Raw genomic sequence first — 18,961 nt, 5'->3', positions numbered from 1 at the left:
GTTCCCACCAACATTATCGGCAGGATTACAACCAATGGCCTTCAAGAAACAATTTACTCCGCTGTTTGCCGCAGCGCTTCTGATTTCGGCGGGCTCGGCGGCGGCAAACGAACCTGTTGAAAAAGCCTCTGGACCACTAACCGAGCATTCCTCAACGGAGCATCAAGAAGACGGGCACGCTGACATGCAGATGGAAAGCATGCCCGCAACAACGCAAGCCAGTTCTCATGATGGGGCATCGATGGGCCACATGCACGATGATTCGCCTGAGGGAAAAACCTTCCTGCAACGGCTTTTCAACTGGTTGGGGCGTTTGCACCCCATGGTCATTCATTTCCCGATTGCGATGATAATCGGAGCAATGGGCGTCGAACTTTTTGGCCTGTGGCGACGCGACGCGAGCTATCAGCGCGTTGCGGGCGTCATGTTGGTTGTCGGCGCGATCGGCGCGATTGTCGCTGCGGGGCTAGGTTGGTTTGCAGGCGGCTGGCAATTTGTAGATCGCAATCCTGTCCTGACGGCACATCGTTGGATCGGAACCTCGATCGCCGTCTTTGCAAGCATACTTGTATACATGGCCTTTGCGCGACATCGCCATCCGGGTCGATACCGAGCCGCGTACTGGCTAATCTTGGCCGGCTTGACGATAGCGATATCGATCCAAGGGTGGCTCGGAGGATCGTTCATGCACGGCGGCATGCGTCACCTCGCATTTTGAGCGGCCGGGCATGTCTTCAGTCCCGTCCGATGTGCCATGGTTTGTAGACGTAGGCCGCATGCTGTTAGCGGCGGCACTTGGAGCGTTGATCGGATGGGAGCGTGAACGCAACGGTCGTGAAGCTGGCATCCGAACATATATGGGGCAGCTCTTGGCGCGTGCGCTTTCGGACTTGTTTCGGGAGCGATCGGTGACCAGGGCCGGATCTCCGCTGGCATTGTTACCGGAATCGGTTTCATTGGAGCCGGCATAATATTGCGAGACACTGGCCGCGTAACGGGATTGACAACGGCGGCGACGCTGTGGGCTTCCGCAGCAGTCGGACTCAGCGCGGCCTATGGAATCTACCATCTTGCCGCAATCACGGCGCTGTTAATTTTAGGTGTTCTTGAGCTTTATCGTCTGCCGGGCTGGAATCGTTTCTCCTATCGCGCACGAAATGAGCATCCCGATGCGAGCGGCAACACTCAGGCAGACGCTCCTCAACCGAAAAAAGCGAAGCCCAAGGCCGCTTCGAACGACTAGAACGTGATTGCCGCTCCTTCGGGATCTGACAAGTAAATCTGCGCCCACGTCAGCATCTCTGCGCGGCGAGGCGGAGGGTGCAACCAATCTCGGTGTTGGCGCGGCCTAAAGTGACAAATTTGCAATTTTCAGCTCAGAATAACCACAAACAATGCCGCTAAAGTGCTTCATGTAACAAGATAGACGATCCGTAAAGGCAATGACAACGCCTAAACCGAAAAGCTATCCGTTTAGGATTTAAGAGCCAGACCAGGAAAGGAGGTTTTACAAATTGAGCAATCGGGCCAGCATCTTATGGCCCGTTAATCTGGCATGACGCGCGTGCGTTGTGCCGACGTTGATGCTGGCAAGGACCCCGGTCGTCCTCCCCTCCCCTGTCGACCGGGGTCAAATACTCGCGATACCGGTTGCCGACGTCAGACCTTAAGTACGATGCCCAAATACACCGTAAGGATCTGACAGTGCCGCAAACACCCACCAAGCGTATAGTTCACGAATGCGTTTGTGCTGTGGCTCACGTGCAAGTTTTGGGGACGGCGAATTGTAAAAGTTCTCGCCGAATATAGCGCCAGAATTACTTTGCGCGAGATGATCTATCGAATATGCTTACATCTCTTATTGCCAGGCTCTCCGCTCCTGCGGTCGCCAGCGAGGCCAGATCACCATGCTTTTGTCCGATATCAGCCGGATTTTTCACCCCGTGATGATCGACTGCATGACAGCCGGTCGCGCACCCGCGCAGCACGAGATTAGCTTAATGGCGGAACGCATTTGGAACGATTTAAACGGGGCCTCTGCTTGTGTCGCATGGTGCGATTTATCAGAGGACTCTTCCGACAGGCGTCGCGCGATCGCGCTCGCCCAAATGGCTTTCGGAATAGATGTAGGTGCTGCCAGCCCCGTCTCGGTCAAATCGACATGATCAAAGGGTTGGGGCAAGGCCATCGCGTTGCCGGAAGATAATATCTCTGGATAGGTACACCAGCTTATGTGAACTGCCAAAGGCTCTCAATTGACGGATCGTGACCTTTTGCATTGGATCGCCATGCGCACTGACACTCTATTGACGTCTTTCGGCGAACCATCGCTCGAGCGCGTGACCATAACATCCAGTCTGTCCGCCCGGGCCCACGACCGAGCAGCCGTTCGGGCGGCCTGCGCGGGCAATGTCGTCGAGTGTATGCACACGGCTTGCCCAACTTTGCGCGGGCAGTTGATATCTGGCTCGGCGCAGCGTTCGGGGTATCCGATATCGGTCCGATTCGGGCTCGCGTCCGCAAACGACAATCTCTGCGTGGGCAGCCGCCGGGCATGCTTCGCTTCCGTATACCGTAATCGAAACGAAGCGTTCGGGACTCCGAGCATCGCCAGCGTATGCATGTGACGCGCTGGTCATAAGTATCACAGCGAGAACCGCCTTTGGGCAGCCCACGGTCGCAATTTTGGACATCATGGCTTCTCCTCTCGCCTAGCGTTGGTCGCAGGCGGACGATGAAGATTTGCTCAAGAGCATAACACCATACTGTGATTTTGATGAATTCGGTTTAAATAAATTTACCGGCCTACATGTAATAATACGCCAGCATTAAGCCATGAATTGGCGGCAGTACAAGATTAAAGCATGTTCATTCGCAGCTCAGGCCCATGTGATCTTGGATGATTAGCATTGATGCCAGCCTTGCCATTGAAAGGCTTTTTGCACCTCAAGCAGGAACTGACACCATGTTTACTAGAACTTTGCTGGCCCTGTCGATCGTAGCTACGCCGATAGTCGCTGTCGCGGGATCATCGACATTCCAATCATCTGGCTTGGACGGACTTTCTCAAGCCTCGCCCATGCCGAAGGTTGCTTCAAATGACAGACGTAACGTCAATCGCGCCGAGCGGCGCTGTCAAGCTGTCGGCCCGCGTAACGTTAGAGTTTGCGTGCGCAAGCCTCGCGCAAAAGCAAGGCCGGACAGCGAACTATCAACATCTGACGGCGATACATGAGCTAGTTGCTGTCGGATATCACCGCAAACATGTACCTGAGCCCCAACTAGCGCCCAGCACATCTCGGCGCGCAATGAAATCAATGCGCCTAAAGCGAGTGCCGCGACGCGAAGCGCCGATTTAAACGAGTTCGAGGGCGCATTTCGATTTGCACATATTTCTTTGGCGTCGCAACTTCGTCCACTGACGCGGGCGCCAGAATCAGGAGGCTAATATGTTGGTTCGCTCGATCAGACTTTCTCTCGCGCCGATGTCGCTCGCGATACTCGGTGGATGCACTACCTATAATGCTCCGCGTCCCGCATTCGCCTATTACGCGGTGCCGTGTTCGACGCCTGGCGCCTTTGTGGCTAAGCCGATAGAGGACATAATTCCCACAAAAAGCACGCAAGCATCGCCACCTGCGCCGTCACGTCCGGCAGCTTCCTTGGAGGAAACCAGCAAGGCGTCCTCGCAAACATGTATGATCCCTATATCCATCCGACAAGCACGCTCTTCTGCGCGATATGATGGCAGCGGCTATTTCGACCCCTATCGCTATGGGCCCAGCGCACGTCTTTATGGCTCTCTCGGAATCGGGTTGCATGGCGGTGGTCATGGTTGGCGCCCTTATGCCGGGCACGGTAACGGACATAATGCTGGGCACGGTGGCGGTTCACACGGCGGCCATGGCAACCACTAACGGACGACCGGATTCAGCCGTAAAGCATGGTGTCGTGTCTGTTCGGACACGGCATATCCGTGCCGTTCACAGCCGCGTGGCCCAATCTTGGGCCCACGCGTCATATGCCAGCTCGTCCTGAGACCGATGGTACACCCTCATAATGACGAGGCAACGCACGCGTCGGCGAATGTTTTGCAATCGAAGGCGCAAATAATTCAACAATCTTCAAGGGGTGCCGGTCGCAGCTGCGTATTAAAAAATGAGTTAGTCGTTCCTTGCGCTTGGTTTGCCCGTCGGGTCGCCCCGTCCGCGGGCCGGAGGCGAGAGGATAACCATGGAGCAAAAGCATGGCCTCTCGCCTTCGCAAAACATTAGAGACAGACACGTTCGCCATTGGCGATCATGGCAAATCGATACCGCTCCAGCATCTTCGCCGTTTGGCTAAAGCGGATGAGCTCGGCGAATTGAGTGAGAGCGGCCTGACTTTCGTACCTCGTCAATTGTTGAAAGCTCGCGAGAGCGAGGAGTAACATGCCCGCTTCATCCAACCGAACCGACGTAGTTGCAACCGATCCTGTTTGCGGCATGACGGTTGAGCCCGCCGGCAATACGCCATCAGCAGTTCATCAAGGCGAAGCCTTCTATTTCTGCAGCTCTGGCTGTCATGTAAAATTCGTCGCCGAGCCGGGCCGCTTTGTCTCAGGATCGCGCCGTCCAACCCAAGACGCGGCAGCTGCTGCCGTAACCGACGGTGCGATCTGGACCTGTCCGATGCATCCAGAAATTCAGCGGCCTGTTCCCGGCAGCTGTCCGATTTGCGGCATGGCGCTCGAACCTGTCATGCCAACCGCCAATCAAGGTCCGAGCGGAGAATATCGCGATATGGTCCGCCGCTTCTGGATCGGCCTGGTTTTAGCGTTGCCCGTTCTGGCTATTGAAATGGGCGGCCACCTGACCGGACTGCACGAATGGCTAGGACGCCAAACGGGCAACTGGATACAGATGGCGCTAGCAACGCCAGTTGTGCTTTGGGCAGGCTGGCCCTTTTTCAAACGGGCATGGACTTCACTCAAGACCCGCAGCCTTAACATGTTCACACTAATCGCAATGGGGACAGGCGTTGCCTGGGCCTATAGCATGGTTGCGGTTCTCGCGCCCAAAATCTTTCCGGCTGCCTTCCGGGCAGCAGATGGCTCTGTCGCTGTTTATTTCGAGGCAGCGGCAGTCATTACAGTTCTTGTATTGCTAGGTCAGGTTCTTGAATTACGGGCGCGCGAGACGACTAGCGGCGCCATCCGGGCGCTACTCGACCTGTCGCCTAAGCGCGCGCGTCGGGTACGGGCGGACGGTGAGGATGAAGAGGTCGCGCTTGAGGACATTCAGATAGGCGATACACTCAGGATCCGGCCTGGCGAAAAGGTACCCGTCGACGGGGTTCTTCTTGAAGGCCAGGGAAGCGTCGATGAGTCTATGGTTACCGGGGAGTCGATGCCGGTCACCAAAGCGATGGGAGCTGTATTGATCGGCGGGACCATCAATCAGACTGGAGCGCTCCTCATGCGCGCCGACAAGATCGGACGTGACACGATGCTTGCACGTATCGTCCAGATGGTTGCCGACGCGCAGCGAAGCCGGGCACCGATCCAGCGGCTTGCCGACGCAGTGGCAGCTTGGTTCGTTCCTGCGGTCATCCTCGTCGCGATTGTCTCCTTTGTAACTTGGTCGCTTATCGGTCCCCCTCCTGCCATGGGTTATGGTTTGATCGCAGCGGTCGCCGTTCTCATCATCGCCTGTCCGTGCGCGCTGGGGCTGGCGACGCCCATGTCGATCATGGTCGGGGTCGGCCGCGGCGCACAGGCCGGCATTCTCATCAAGAACGCCGAGGCACTTGAGCGGATGGAAAAGATCGATACGCTCGTCGTCGACAAGACCGGCACGCTGACCGAGGGGAGGCCCGCCGTAGTCGGCATCGAGGTATCCCAGGGTCAAGCGCAAGACGAGGTACTTCGCATTGCCGCCAGCCTCGAACGCATGAGCGAGCATCCACTTGCTCTGGCGGTAGTCAAGGCCGCTGAAGAAAAAGGTCTTATCCTCAGCGAACCTTCAAACGTCGATCAACCCGTCGGCAAGGGAATTACGGGCACGGTGGATGGGCGCGCGGTGGTCGTCGGCAAGGCCGGGTTCTTGACCGAACTCGGCGTCCCTATTGGCACGCTTGCCGCCCGCGCCGATGAACTGCGTGCCAATGGCGCCACCGCCATCTTTCTCGGCATCGATGGCGTAACCGCTGGCGTGATTGCGATTGCCGACCCTGTGAAGGCGTCAACGCCGCAAGCGCTCAAAGACCTTGCGACCGCGGGCATTCGGGTCATCATGCTGACTGGTGACAATCGCATCACTGCCGAGGCTATCGGACGCCGTCTAGGCATCGTCGACATCGAGGCTGACGTAATGCCTGACCAAAAAAGCGCCGTTGTCCAGAGACTACGGGCCGAAGGGCGCGTTGTTGCAATGGCAGGCGACGGTGTGAACGATGCCCCCGCCCTTGCTTCCGCCGATGTCGGGATCGCAATGGGATCAGGCACCGATGTTGCCATCGAGAGCGCGGGCGTGACGCTGCTCAAGGGCGATTTAACGGGCATCGTGCGTGCCCAGCACCTCAGCAGAGCGACCATGCGCAATATCCGCCAGAATCTGTTCTTCGCATTTGCTTACAATGTCGCTGGCATTCCGGTCGCAGCCGGCGTTCTCTATCCGGTTTTCGGTCTTCTGCTGTCCCCCATCATAGCGGCGGCCGCGATGGCGCTGTCGTCAGTCAGCGTCATCGGCAATGCGCTTAGATTGAAAACGGTCGAGGTCTAGTCGATGGGTGCAAAACCTATTGCGCTAGCGCTGACGGCACGCTTGAAATAGCTATTGTCCTTTCTTGGAATTTACATCGCTATGGTAACACTTGTATCATATTACAAAATCATCCTGCCGTGACGTCTTCTTCTGCTTTCATTTCACAGATTGATTGCGCATAGGTCGCGCAGAAGTTTCTATAAACGGTCCCATTTAAGTTCCACGATCATGGAGATTTATACAATGCAACGAAATCTAGTCTCGCGCGGTGCGCTCTTTGCCGTCTGCCTATCAGTCAGTACTGCAGCGATTGCGCAGCAGCCCGATCGCGAAGGCGCTGCGGCAGTCTTGTCATCATACAAATCGGCAGTCGAACAGCTCGATATCACCGGCGTCGAGAAACTGTTTGCGCCCGACGCGGTGGTGATCGAGTCTGGCAAAGTCGAAGGCAATTTCGACGCTTATCGCGACCACCACCTCGGACCCGAACTCAAAGAGTTTAAGTCGTTCACATTCGGTGATTACAAGGCCGACATCAAAATGGAGGGTCCGGTCGCAATCGCAACCGAAACTTATACCTATCGCATTGTCCTGAAATCAGGCGAAACCGTTGACCGGCTTGGTGTTGCAACAAGCGTGTTGAAGTGGAATGGACAGGCTTGGCAAATCGTCACCACGCATAGTTCGTCGCGCAAGCCAAAAACACCCGCAAGCTGATTAGGGCCGCAGGCGTTATGGCTGACCGGTCAGGTCAAATCCGGCAATTAATCGAGCGCTGGCGCGATGATGCCAATGCTACCTATCAAAGCTGGTTCCTGTGGGACGAGCGGATCAAGAATTTCCGGTCTATCCGCCGTGGCATCCAGCAGGTTGTTGCCGAAATTGACGCGGGGACGTTTGGGGTGACCTATCGCGGATCGTCACTGGAGACGGTAGTGCATTCGATCGCCGAGCAACGCCAGATTTTCAAGGGTGCCGATCATGCTTTCCTGTGGAAGCCGAAACTGCGCATTCCGGACATCTACGAGAGTCCTGATAACCAGCGTGCGTTCGGCCGCCTTCTTCATAACTGCGTGTGCTGCGACAGCGCCGACGAAGTGATCACGCACATCAGGGAAATTGACGCGCGGAAAGTCAAAGGGCTTGGGCCTGCTGTCGCTAACCTCCTCTACTTCCTGCATCCGACATTGATGCCGCCATTCAACACCGCGATTGTGAACGGCTATAATGCGCTCACCGGATCGAATGTAAAGCTGGGCAGCTGGGAGCAGTTTCTCGCAATGCGCAGCGGCATCCTCGATCTTAACGACCAGTTTCGCGACCTGCTGTCGAACGATCTTGGCGCAATCGGCGGGCTGTTGTTCGACATCGGGCCGGGACGCTATCCTGTGCCCTCGCTGTCCAACGAGACGTCCGGCGATTGGGCAAGGCGGCTCGACGCCGTTCGCGTCGAAGCGCAGCAACTGACCAAGGCTCAGTTGTCAAGGCACCAGGACGATCGTACCCATAGCGAGATACAGTCATGGCTGCGCGATCTTGGACATGCACTTGGCTATCGCATTTGGATCGCTGCAAATGATCGGGGCCGATTGCACGACGGTGTACCGCTTGGCAAGAACTGCCTTGAGCATCTACCCCCCGAAATAGCGACTGCGCCAGGCGCTGATGCCGTGCGCCTGATCGACGTGTTGTGGATCGAAGCAGACGCACCGCGTGTCGCCGCCGCTTTCGAAGTCGAGCATTCGACATCGATCTATTCGGGCATCGTGCGGATGCTCGATCTGGCGCTGAGCGGCGGTGAAGCCGAAGCCATTGCCGACATGTTCCTGGTAGCACCCGATGGACGGGAGAAAGACGTCCGCGCGCAAATTGCGCGTCCGGCGTTCAGCCGAATTGGCGACCTCAACATTGGCTATCTTCCTTACAGCGAACTTGCTTCCAACCGAGAGCAAATTGCGCGTTTCGGGTCAGGGATGAAGGCAATCCGCGCAATTGCGAAGCCGCTTTCCGGGCAGCATGCATAGTAACAAGCAACGAACCCTACGCGGCATTTCAAGGATCGAACCGATGGCAACGTTATGATAGCAAAGAAAACCGTCCAAAAGTTTGAAGTTTCTTGTCCGGTCTTATGGTCGTATCTTGCCCGTCTCGACCAGATTGGCGTTTGGAATCCGCAAATCGGCTTGAGGGGCGATGCGGCATTCAACGCTGAAATCCGGGTAGTGTTTAAAAAGCTACTAAGCTCGCGGCCCTACGCCGAAGGTCCGGGCAGAATCGTCCTCTTCGACCCGCCGCGTGCGATCGCGTGGCGCATAACGATCCCTTTCTTCTTGCAGATCGACGAAACCTTCCATCTGGTCGCTAACCCACATGGCGTTGTTGTTGAACACAGCATCAGCAGTTCGGGTCTGATGGCGCGGTTGGCAAAGCCTTGGCTCTCCAGACATTTCGACGACTATCTTAAAGCAGGCGACGCAGGATTGGCAGAGCATGTCACAAGGGGGCATCCGCGTTCTGATGGTTCCCGACGCCGAGGGGCGCCAAAACGCCCATCCGGGGCGAGGCAGTAATCGAGGTGAAACTGAAACTAATCCTGATCGCGGCATCACTGCTAATGTCGTTTCCGCATGTGCTTGCCCGTTTGGACGGGTTAGGCCTTTCGACTGCGCTGGCGGGCTATCTCGTTCTTTACAGTACCCTTTGTGTTGCACTGTTGGCCGCCGCACGGGTTGCATGGTCACCCTTGCGCTGGATGTTGGCGCTGGTTTTTGCATCGGGCAGCCTCTTTGCCGCCAGCGTTGCCAGCGCGATGGGACAGGAATTGACCTATGATGCGTTCACCAACCTTTGGGACGCTCGCGGTTTTGTGAGCGATGCCGCGGGCCAGTTTGGGAGCGATTTGCTTTGGGGCGGGCTTCAGGGCGGGTTACTGTTTCTGGGCGTCGGTCTTTCCCCAAGGCCGAAAATACCGCGCGACAGTTTGCTGGCAGACCTCATTCCCGCGGTCGCGCTCGTTGCAATGTCAGCGATGTTCTATGTGCGCGGCGGAGATGGCGGACGGGGCTTGCCCGGCGCGTTCGTGGCCCCCGCTTATGCATTGGTGCTTGCGTTCGACAGCGTCCGCAACGACCCCGGAGCACGGCAACCCGTCAAGCTTGCCCATGTAAAGCCACGAACCTCAGGCGATATCGTTCTGATCGTCGATGAAAGCATCGCTGCGCAATATCTGGACATCAACAACGCAGGCGGCGTCTATTCCGGACTGGCTGCAAAACAGCCTAATTTTGCCATTCACAATTTTGGCATTGCTTCGTCGATCACCCATTGCAGCACCGGGTCGAACCTCACGCTTCGCTTTGGCGGCACACGAGCGGACTACCAACGGATAAATGCCACCGGACCATCGGTATGGAGCTACGCCAAAGCTGCGGGGTTGCCCACGGTCTATATTGATGCGCAACGAACCGGCGGTGTCTACCAGAACGGAATGGACGATGCCGAACGTGCTGCCATCGACCAATGGGTCCAGTTTGACAAAGTCCCTGTTATGAATCGCGATCAGGCGGTGGCGGACAGGCTTGCGGAACTGCTGAACGACGGAAAACCGCAATTCATCCTGGTGAACAAGATGGGGGCGCATTTTCCGGTTCAGGCAAAATATCCTGTAAACCGGACTCGGTTCAAACCTGTGGAACCGCGCCAACAGTTTTTCGGCATCGTCGAACCCAATGTGCGCGATACGAGCGATGTGAGCCGTGAGGAATGGCGACTGTATCGCAATGCCTATCGCAATGTAGTCGCATGGAATGTCGGCGCGTTTTTCGACCGGCTTTTTGCGGCGACCAAGGCGGCTGGGGCAACCATCATCTACACCGCAGACCATGGTCAAAATTTGCATGAAAGTGGTGAGCCGGGCAACGCAACACACTGCACTCCCGAACCGGCAATCGAGGAAGGGGTAGTGCCGATGGTCGTGATCGAAGGTTCGCAAGACGGCGACATCGACTGGCAAAGTGCGGCCTTGCGGAACCATAACGGCACGAGCCATTATCGTATTTTTCCGACATTACTCGGCCTGATGGGGTATGAACCGCAGGCCGTCCGCAAGGCCTATGGCGACCGCATCGATGCTCCGACACGCGACAAGCTGGAGTTCAACACGTTGTTTAATGCTCGCTTGGGGCGCGAACCTGTGTGGAAGAAGGTCGATCCCGCGCAGATCAAGGCGTTGCGGCCGGATGACTATGAGCGCTCTGGCCCTGTAACCATTCGACGCAATCAATCGAATTGACGAACATGCAATTTAATTCGATAGTGCTGAAATGAAACATTGGATTTCCATGATGCTTCTGATCGGAGCACTTCTGGGCTTGTTTGCTCAGGAAGCCGCATCTGCCTCGGTTCCTGTTTTACAATCGGTCCAGCAAGCGAGTGCCGATGCGGCGATGGATGCTGCCTGCATGGAAGCAATGGGACAGAGTGACGAAAGCTCCGATGTTCCCTGTAAAGGCCTCACCTTGGACTGCATCGCAAAGATGGGATGTGCTCTACCGCTCGCACAAGCACCGAGAGGCCATCGAATTGCGAAATCGCCTCTCCCGAACGCGATGGTGTTTGTGCTGGATGTCAAGCCATTGACCGGCCGCGATAGCGGGCCTGAACCTGATCCCCCCTCAATCCTTGGCTGAACCAACTCGCGTCTGGCGGCTGTGATGCCGTCGCGCGCACAAAATTGATTCAACCAAGGACATTTAGCATGAAAATTCTGCTGACATTTGCTGCAACACTTGTGGCATTCACCTCCGTATCGGCGCAAGCTGCCAATGATCGCGGCCCGGGCCATTGGGAATGGCAAAATCGTTCGCAACCTGGCCCCAACAAGTCGAACCTGCCATCGCGCGTTCGCGTTTGGGTTAAGGACGACCAAGCCAAGATGGCCAATTGCGATTGCGACATGATGAAGGTCGCTGCCGCCGATTGCATGATGATGCCCGGCAAGGGTTCTTCTCCCTCCAAAGGCTGACGAATCACGTCCCGGTCTGCGCTTAGCGCGTGGACCGGGGCGGTCCTGTTCGGCTCTCACGGTAAAAGGGGGATATTTCATGCGCAATTTTATTGGCGCGACGTTGCTGTTGTTGCCCGCAACGCTTCACGCCGAGCCGCTGACGTTCGACGCTGCGCTTCAGCGCGCGCAAAGCGAGGCTCCGAGTCTGAAGGGCCGCGAGGCAAGCGTAACCGCTGCGCAGTCTGCTGCGATAGCCGCTGACCAGTTGCCCGATCCAACACTGGACATCGGTATCCGTGACTTTCCTGTAACGGGGCCAGACGCCGGACGATTCAATCGCGATGATTTCACCATGACGACGATTGGTGTGAGCCAGCAGTTTATCAATCCGTCCAAACGTCATGCGCGGGCCGCGCGGGCGGGTGCTGATATTGGCATCGCAGAAGCAGGGGTTGAGGTGGAGGCGCGGAACATCCGTTTGGAAACTGCGCTCGCTTGGGTCGATCTCTATTACGGAGAGCGGCAACTGAACGAACTCAAATTGCTCGACGAAAGCCTCAGTGATCTCCAATCGACGGTGACCGCGCGGCTTACCTCGGGCAGTGCGCGGCCTTCTCAATCCCTCGAACCCGACCAATTGCGCGCTCAGGTGAACGATCGGCGAATTGCATTAGTGGCAGAGATTGCAAAAGCTCGGGCAAGGCTGTCACGCTATACCGGTGATCCCGACCCTTCGGTGGCTGGTGCGCCGCCTGAACTAACAATCAACCGCAGCGCGTTGCTCGCAGGCGTTAGCGATTTACCAAGTCTGCGCGCGCTTGACGCCCAAACTGCCGCGATGGATGCCGAAACTCGGCTCGCCCGCGCCGAGAAGACGCCTGATTGGAAGGTCAGTGCCTCCTACGGCCGCCGTGAACCCAACTACGGTGATCTGTTCTCGGTCGGTGTCTCGATTGATCTGCCGTTGTTCGGGCGCAAGCGCCAAAACCCCAAGATTGCCGCACGGGCAAGCGAAGCCCAACGCGCGCGGTTCGACCGGTTGGCTGGCGAGCGCGAAGCGATTTCGGCGCTGGAAGGCGATCTGGCCGAACATGCGATGCACCATGCGCGCATGGAAAATGCGCGTGACAATCTGGTCCCGCTTGCCCGGAAGCGGGCAAAACTCGACTTTGACAGCTTCGGCGCTGGCACCGTCGATCTGGGAACGGCTTTGCTGGCAACACTCACGGTTGCCGAGGCCGAAGTCGATTTGCTCGTCCGCGAGGCCGAAGTCGCCCGCGACGCTATTCGTATCAACATAACTTATGCGGGAGATCGGCCATGACCGACACGACAGACGCAGCACCTAATTTTGCCAAGTGGCGTGCTGGAATTCTAGCCGCAACCTTGCTTGCAGGCGGCGGCGGGTATTGGCTTGGACAGCGCGGGGATGCTCCCGCACCTACAGCAACGAGCGATGATGGCCGCAAAATTCTCTATTATTATGATCCGATGGTGCCGCAGGAGCGCTATGACAGTCCGAACGCGCTTTCCTCTATGGGCATGGCCGTCATCCCAAAATACTCTGACAAAGGTGATAGCGGTACGCCAGGAGTAAGCGTTAATCCCGCCGCTATGCAAAATCTGGGTATCCGGGTTGTGGCAGCCAAAAGGGGAAGTCTTGCCCCTACACTCAACGTCACCGGCACCGTCGATTTCAACCAACGCGATGTAGCGATCATTCAGGCGCGCTCGGGCGGGTTCGTGTCTCGCGTCTATGCTCGCGCGCCAGGAGACGTGGTGCGTGCAGGCGCGCCGATTGCCGACGTGCAATTGCCCGAATGGGGCGGCGCGCAGACCGAGTTTCTGAGCGTTAAGCGCCTCGGCAGGCCCGATTTGACTGCCGCCGCGCGCCAGCGGTTGCGGTTGATGGGGATGTCGGACGCACTGATTTCGAGCGTTGAACGCAGTGGGCTCACCAATGGCACGATCACCATTACGTCGCCGATTTCGGGCGTTATCCAGACGCTCGATGCCCGTGCCGGTGTGACCTTAAGTCAAGGCCAGACCTTGGCACAAGTGACGGGACTTGGAACGGTATGGCTCAATGCCGCCGTTCCCGAAGCCCAAGCAGGCGCGGTTCGCATAGGCCAAAGCGCCGCCGCCACGCTCACCGCCTTTCCCGGCGAGACATTTGGCGGACGGATCATCGCGATCCTGCCAACCGCGCAAGCGGATAGCCGCACACTCACCGTGCGTATCGAGCTTACAAATCGCGGCGGTCGGCTTCGCCCAGGCATGTTTGCAGGCGTGGCACTTGTCGGTGATGCGAGGCCAGCACTGCTGGTACCAAGCGAAGCGGTTATCCGCACCGGCACCCGCACAATTGTAATGCTGGCAATGGGAGATGGCCGTTATCATCCTGCCGAGGTGCGCGCAGGCCGCGAAGGCGGCGGACAGACCGAGATACTCGAAGGCTTGGCGGTCGGCGAGAAAGTTGTCGCGTCGGGCCAGTTCCTGCTCGATTCCGAAGCCAGCCTGACCGGCATCGAAGTGCGCCCAATCGGTGGTGCCAAGTGATTGAAGCTATCATCCGCTGGTCGGTAAAGGCGCGCGGGCTGGTCGTGGTTGCGGCACTTGTTCTGACTATCATCGGCATCGGTGCGGTGCGGACAACGCCGGTTGATGCGCTGCCCGATCTTTCCGATGTGCAGGTCATCATCCGAACAACCTACCCAGGCCAAGCGCCGCAAATTGTCGAGAATCAGGTCACTTATCCGCTGACAACGACGATGCTGTCGGTTCCCGGTGCGCGCGTGGTGCGCGGCTATTCGTTTGTCGGCGACAGCTTTGTTTATGTGCTGTTTGAGGATGGCACTGATTTGTATTGGGCGCGCAGCCGCGTTCTCGAATATCTCAGCCAAGTGCAGGGTCGTCTGCCAGTGGGCGCGACCGCATCGCTTGGCCCCGATGCAACCGGCGTAGGCTGGATTTACGAATATGCGCTGGTCGATAAGAGCGGACGGCATGATCTCGCACAGCTCCGCAGCATTCAGGACTGGTTCCTGCGCTATGAGCTGAAAGCCGTTCCCGGTGTGGCCGAAGTCGCCAGCATCGGCGGGATGGTCAAACAATATCAGGTCGTGGTCGATCCGCAGAAGCTCGCCTCCTACAGTATCACCGCAAGCGAAGTCTCTGACGCCCTGAAACGTGCCAATCAGGAAACAGGCGGCGCGGTTGTCGAAATGGCGGAAGCAGAATATGTGGTCCGCGCTACCGGCTATCTCAAAACACTGGATGATTTTCGCGCTGTGCCGTTGCGCAGTGCGTCAGGCGGTATTCCCGTCACGGTCGGTGATGTTGCCACGGTGCAAATCGGTCCCGACATGCGGCGCGGGATTGCCGAACTGAATGGTGAAGGCGAAGTCGCAGGCGGCGTGATCGTCATGCGGCAGGGCAAGAACGCCCGCGAAGTCATCGAAGGCGTGCGGGACAAGCTGGCGGAATTGAAAGCGGGCCTGCCCAAAGGTGTCGAGATTGTCACCACCTACGATCGTTCGGGCCTCATCGACCGCGCGGTTGAGAACCTCACGTCCAAATTGTTCGAGGAATTTGCGATTGTCGCGCTCGTCTGCGGGCTGTTCCTATGGCACGCAAGATCGGCGCTGGTGGCGATCCTCACGCTCCCGCTTGGCATCCTGATCGCCTTCATCGTAATGCGGGTGCAAGGGTTGAACGCCAATATCCTTTCATTGGGCGGTATCGCGATTGCCATCGGCGCGATGGTCGATGCAGCGGTTGTGATGATCGAGAACGCCCATAAGCATCTCGAACGCTGGGCGCATGACAACCCAGACAAGGAATTGAAAGGCGAAGAACGCTGGCGCGTCATCACCGATGCCGCAGCCGAAGTGGGGCCAGCCCTCTTTTTGAGCCTACTCATCATCACCTTCTCGTTCATCCCCATTTTCTCGTTACAGGGACAGGAAGGACGACTGTTCGCCCCGCTCGCCTTCACAAAAACCTATGCGATGGCGGCGGCGGCAATTTTGTCGATCACGCTTGTTCCGGTGCTGATGGGCTGGCTCATCCGGGGCAAGATTCCTGCCGAAGACAATAACCCGATCAACCGTTGGCTGACCCGCATTTACCGGCCCGCGCTCGATTGGGTATTGGAGAAGCCCAAGCAAGCCTTGCTGATTGCGGGCCTCGTCTTCGCATCCAGCCTGTGGCCGATATGGCAGACCGGCGGCGAGTTCATGCCGCAAATGAACGAAGGCGATTTGCTGTATATGCCCTCCGCACTTCCGGGCATTTCGACAGCCAAGGCCTCGATGCTTCTCCAGCAAACCGACCGCCTCATCAAGACAGTGCCAGAGGTGGAAAGCGTGTTCGGCAAGGCAGGCCGCGCCGATACTGCGACCGATCCTGCGCCGCTCGAAATGTTTGAAACGACGATCCGGTTCAAGCCCAAGAGCGAATGGCGCGCAGGCATGACGCAGGACAAGCTGATTGATGCGCTCGATGATGTCGTCAAAGTCCCCGGCCTCGCCAATTTCTGGATTCCGCCGATCCGCAACCGGATTGATATGCTCGCGACGGGAATCAAAAGCCCGATTGGTATTAAGGTGTCGGGCGCTAACCTCGAAGAGATTGACCGCACCGCGCGCGAAATCGAAACAGTGGCAAAGACCGTGCCGGGGATCAGCTCCGCACTGGCCGAACGGCTTTCGGGCGGTCGCTATATCGACGTTGCCATCAACCGTGCGAGCGCCGCGCGATACGGGATGAATGTTGCCGATGTACAGGCCATCGTATCGGGTGTGATTGGCGGCGAGGTGATCGGGCAAACCGTCGAAGGGTTGGCCCGCTATCCAATCAACGTGCGCTACCCCCGCGAAATCCGCGACAGTCTGGACGACATCATCAATTTGCCGGTGCTGACTCCGTCTCGTCAGCAAATCACGCTTGGAACGGTGGCCGATATTCGCATCACCAATGGCCCGCCAATGTTGCGCAGCGAGAATGGCCGCCCCGCAACATGGGTTTATATCGACGGTCGGGGCCGCGCGCTGACCGAGATTGTCGGTGATTTGCAACGGGCTGTGGCAGAAAAGGTGAAGCTGCCGCCCGGAATCAGTGTCGCCTATACCGGACAGTTTGAATTTCTTGAGCGCGCAACACAGCGGTTGAAGATCGTTGTCCCGGCAACATTGCTCATCATCTTCGCACTGCTTTACGCGACGTTCCGGCGCTGGGATGAAGCTGCGCTCATCATGGCGACATTGCCGTTCGCACTCACAGGTGGTGTGTGGCTGCTCTATCTGCTCGGCTATAACCAGTCGGTTGCAACCGGCGTCGGGTTTATTGCGCTGGCAGGCGTGTCGGCGGAGTTCGGGGTGGTGATGCTGATCTACCTCAAACACGCGCTGGCCGAACATAAGCCCGAAGATGTCGAGCTTGCCGTCCGCGAAGGTGCGCTCCTCCGCGTTCGCCCAAAGGCGATGACGGTCGCCGTCATTCTTGCTGGCCTGTTCCCCATCGTCATCGGCAGCGGCACCGGGTCCGAAGTGATGAGCCGCATCGCCGCGCCGATGATCGGCGGGATGCTTACCGCACCGCTGCTTTCGATGCTGATTATCCCTGCCGCATACCTGCTGATGCGCAGGCAGAAAACTGAAGTTCAACACCAAGGAGAAACGACATGAAGAATATACTGATGACCGCGACATTGCTCGCATTGCCACTCGGTGTGACCGCCTGCGGCAAGCCCGCCGAAGCGCCCAAGGCTGAAACCTCTACTGACGCGATGGCTGATATGGCCATGCCCGCTGAGGCGAAAATGGCCAAAGGCACCGGAACTGTCACAGCGATCGACCCGGCATCCGGCAAAATCACTCTCGAACATGACGCGATACCTGCCGTTGAATGGCCTGCGATGACGATGGGCTTCTCCGCTAAGCCAGAACTGCTCAAAGGCATTGCCGTGGGCGACAAGGTTGGTTTCAACCTGACCGTCATTGGCAATGCCGGGGAAGTGACGTCGATCCAGAAGCGATAAAGCGTTTTAGCATCAGAGTCCGCCGCGCGATCCGCTAGAGTTTGGGAAGGCATCGGACGACTGGAAAGGATTGGATGATGGCCGTATCGGTCGATGCGAACGGCACGAAGCGATCAACCACGCTTTGGAGTTCGTGCTCATCATTGACCACGACTTTCGCAATGAAACAGTCTTGGCCAATCACTCGATCTGCTCTGACAAATTCGGGTAAATCCGCGCCAGCAGGCGCGAAAGCGTCGCCGCCATCTCGGGCGACAGGGGCTGCTTGCTGCCCGCAATCGTGCCGTTGAGATCGAAGACGATCAGCCATTTCACGACGCCGTGTCCTCCTCGTCGCGGTTGCGCAGATCGTTGTGGAGGGCGGTCGCGGCGATCGCCGCGTGGCCCATCGCGACGCTGATCTGATCGAGCGACGTAACAATATCGCCTGCCGCATAGACGCCGGGGACGCTCGCGCGCTGCTTGGTATCGACGACGATACAGCGATCGTCGCTCAGCTGGAGGCCGAGCTGGCGCGCGAGCGCGTTGTTGCTGTCCGACCCGAGCGCCGGATAAACCGTGTCGAAGTGCAGCTCGCTGCCGTCGGTCAAGTGGAGCGCGACCCGATCGCCTGAAAAGTCCATCAGGGCCATCGGCTCGGGCGCGACCTTTATCCCGGCCCGCGCAAGCGCCGCGCGATCGTCGGCATCAAGGTCGATCGTCCCATGCGCAACAAGCGTGATTCGATCAGAGAAGGTGCGCAGAAACAGTGCCTCTGCGACGCCGTGCGTATTAGCGCCGATGACTCCGATAGCTAGCCCGGTCGCCTCATAGCCGTCGCAGACCGGGCAATAGCGCAGCATCCCCCGCTGCAAGGCATCGCGGTGCGTGTCTTCATCGAGCGCAGGGCGGCGATTCTCGACCCCGGTCGCGATCAGGACGGTACGCGCGGCGAGCGTCAGGGTAGACCCTCGCGCTTCGAATCCACCGGCTTTGCCGTCGATGGTCTCGATGCGGTCCGTGACGATCGTAGCGCCGTAGCGTTCCGCCTGTTCTCGCATCCGCTGCAGCAACTCCTGGCCCGCGATCCCGTCCGGAAAACCTGCGTGATTGTGGGACAGCGGTATCCATTTTGCGCGGCTGTGGCCGTCGTCGACCACGACGACGCGGCGGTGATAACGGGCAAGGTAGATC

16 protein-coding genes are annotated in these 18,961 nt (G+C 57.9%); 14 read left to right on the top strand and 2 right to left on the bottom strand.

What is annotated here, in order from left to right; all coding sequences use genetic code 11:
• Positions 1-34 precede the first annotated feature (34 nt).
• The 14 genes from AX735_RS00055 to AX735_RS00010 all read left to right on the top strand — a co-directional run bounded on the left by AX735_RS00055 (position 35) and on the right by AX735_RS00010 (position 17,788).
• Positions 35-718, top strand: coding sequence for a DUF2231 domain-containing protein (locus tag AX735_RS00055; protein ID WP_208598030.1), 684 nt, complete (start codon positions 35-37; stop codon positions 716-718).
• A gap of 10 nt (positions 719-728) precedes the next feature.
• Positions 729-971: an MgtC/SapB family protein gene (locus AX735_RS26585; RefSeq protein ID WP_446471758.1), complete on the top strand. Its 243-nt coding sequence runs from the start codon at positions 729-731 to the stop codon at positions 969-971.
• Positions 854-1,243 (top strand): MgtC/SapB family protein, encoded by a 390-nt coding sequence (locus AX735_RS24005; protein WP_202189466.1) that lies wholly within the window; start codon positions 854-856, stop codon positions 1,241-1,243. The genes AX735_RS26585 and AX735_RS24005 overlap by 118 nt, the downstream gene beginning before the upstream one ends.
• A gap of 3,187 nt (positions 1,244-4,430) precedes the next feature.
• The gene (locus tag AX735_RS00050; RefSeq protein ID WP_060979476.1) at positions 4,431-6,761 is read left to right on the top strand and encodes a heavy metal translocating P-type ATPase; all 2,331 of its coding nucleotides are present in this window, start codon (positions 4,431-4,433) and stop codon (positions 6,759-6,761) included.
• Positions 6,762-6,971: 210 nt separating this feature from the next.
• Positions 6,972-7,460, top strand: coding sequence for a YybH family protein (locus AX735_RS00045; RefSeq protein ID WP_208598029.1), 489 nt, complete (start codon positions 6,972-6,974; stop codon positions 7,458-7,460).
• Positions 7,461-7,477: 17 nt separating this feature from the next.
• Positions 7,478-8,767, top strand: a complete 1,290-nt coding sequence (locus tag AX735_RS00040; RefSeq protein ID WP_060979475.1) for a hypothetical protein — start codon at positions 7,478-7,480, stop codon at positions 8,765-8,767.
• A 54-nt stretch (positions 8,768-8,821) separates the two neighbouring features.
• Positions 8,822-9,313: a hypothetical protein gene (locus AX735_RS24780; RefSeq protein WP_156439009.1), complete on the top strand. Its 492-nt coding sequence runs from the start codon at positions 8,822-8,824 to the stop codon at positions 9,311-9,313.
• A gap of 5 nt (positions 9,314-9,318) precedes the next feature.
• The gene (locus tag AX735_RS00035; RefSeq protein ID WP_156439010.1) at positions 9,319-11,034 is read left to right on the top strand and encodes a sulfatase-like hydrolase/transferase; all 1,716 of its coding nucleotides are present in this window, start codon (positions 9,319-9,321) and stop codon (positions 11,032-11,034) included.
• 31 nt (positions 11,035-11,065) lie between these two features.
• Complete coding sequence (locus tag AX735_RS23990; protein ID WP_082730701.1) at positions 11,066-11,431, top strand: hypothetical protein; 366 nt, start codon at positions 11,066-11,068, stop codon at positions 11,429-11,431.
• Between the two features lie 68 nt (positions 11,432-11,499).
• A complete protein-coding gene (locus AX735_RS00030) occupies positions 11,500-11,766 on the top strand; it encodes a hypothetical protein (RefSeq protein ID WP_060979473.1) in 267 nt (88 codons plus the stop codon).
• 79 nt (positions 11,767-11,845) lie between these two features.
• Entirely contained in the window at positions 11,846-13,072 is a 1,227-nt protein-coding gene (locus AX735_RS00025; RefSeq protein ID WP_060979472.1) for a TolC family protein, read from the top strand.
• Positions 13,069-14,307 carry an efflux RND transporter periplasmic adaptor subunit gene (locus AX735_RS00020; RefSeq protein WP_060979471.1) on the top strand — a complete coding sequence of 413 codons (1,239 nt, stop codon included), beginning with the start codon at positions 13,069-13,071 and terminating at the stop codon, positions 14,305-14,307. Before AX735_RS00025 ends, AX735_RS00020 begins: the two co-directional genes overlap by 4 nt.
• Complete coding sequence (locus tag AX735_RS00015) at positions 14,304-17,435, top strand: efflux RND transporter permease subunit (RefSeq protein WP_060979470.1); 3,132 nt, start codon at positions 14,304-14,306, stop codon at positions 17,433-17,435. The genes AX735_RS00020 and AX735_RS00015 overlap by 4 nt, the downstream gene beginning before the upstream one ends.
• Entirely contained in the window at positions 17,432-17,788 is a 357-nt protein-coding gene (locus AX735_RS00010; RefSeq protein WP_069052212.1) for a copper-binding protein, read from the top strand. Before AX735_RS00015 ends, AX735_RS00010 begins: the two co-directional genes overlap by 4 nt.
• A 180-nt stretch (positions 17,789-17,968) precedes the next feature.
• On the opposite strand, the gene AX735_RS26580 is transcribed toward AX735_RS00010, so the two are convergent.
• Together AX735_RS26580 and AX735_RS00005 are read right to left on the bottom strand one after the other, a co-directional pair.
• A complete protein-coding gene (locus AX735_RS26580; RefSeq protein WP_257785068.1) occupies positions 17,969-18,103 on the bottom strand; it encodes a hypothetical protein in 135 nt (44 codons plus the stop codon).
• Positions 18,100-18,960: an NAD(P)/FAD-dependent oxidoreductase gene (locus AX735_RS00005; RefSeq protein WP_082750838.1), complete on the bottom strand. Its 861-nt coding sequence runs from the start codon at positions 18,958-18,960 to the stop codon at positions 18,100-18,102. The genes AX735_RS26580 and AX735_RS00005 overlap by 4 nt, the downstream gene beginning before the upstream one ends.
• Between the last annotated feature and the right edge of the window lies 1 nt (position 18,961).

Source organism: Blastomonas sp. CCH1-A6 (assembly GCF_001556365.1).
GTDB lineage: Bacteria > Pseudomonadota > Alphaproteobacteria > Sphingomonadales > Sphingomonadaceae > Blastomonas > Blastomonas ursincola.
Note: the sequence above shows the minus strand (reverse complement) of the source record. Positions and strands in the feature narration are given on the sequence as shown.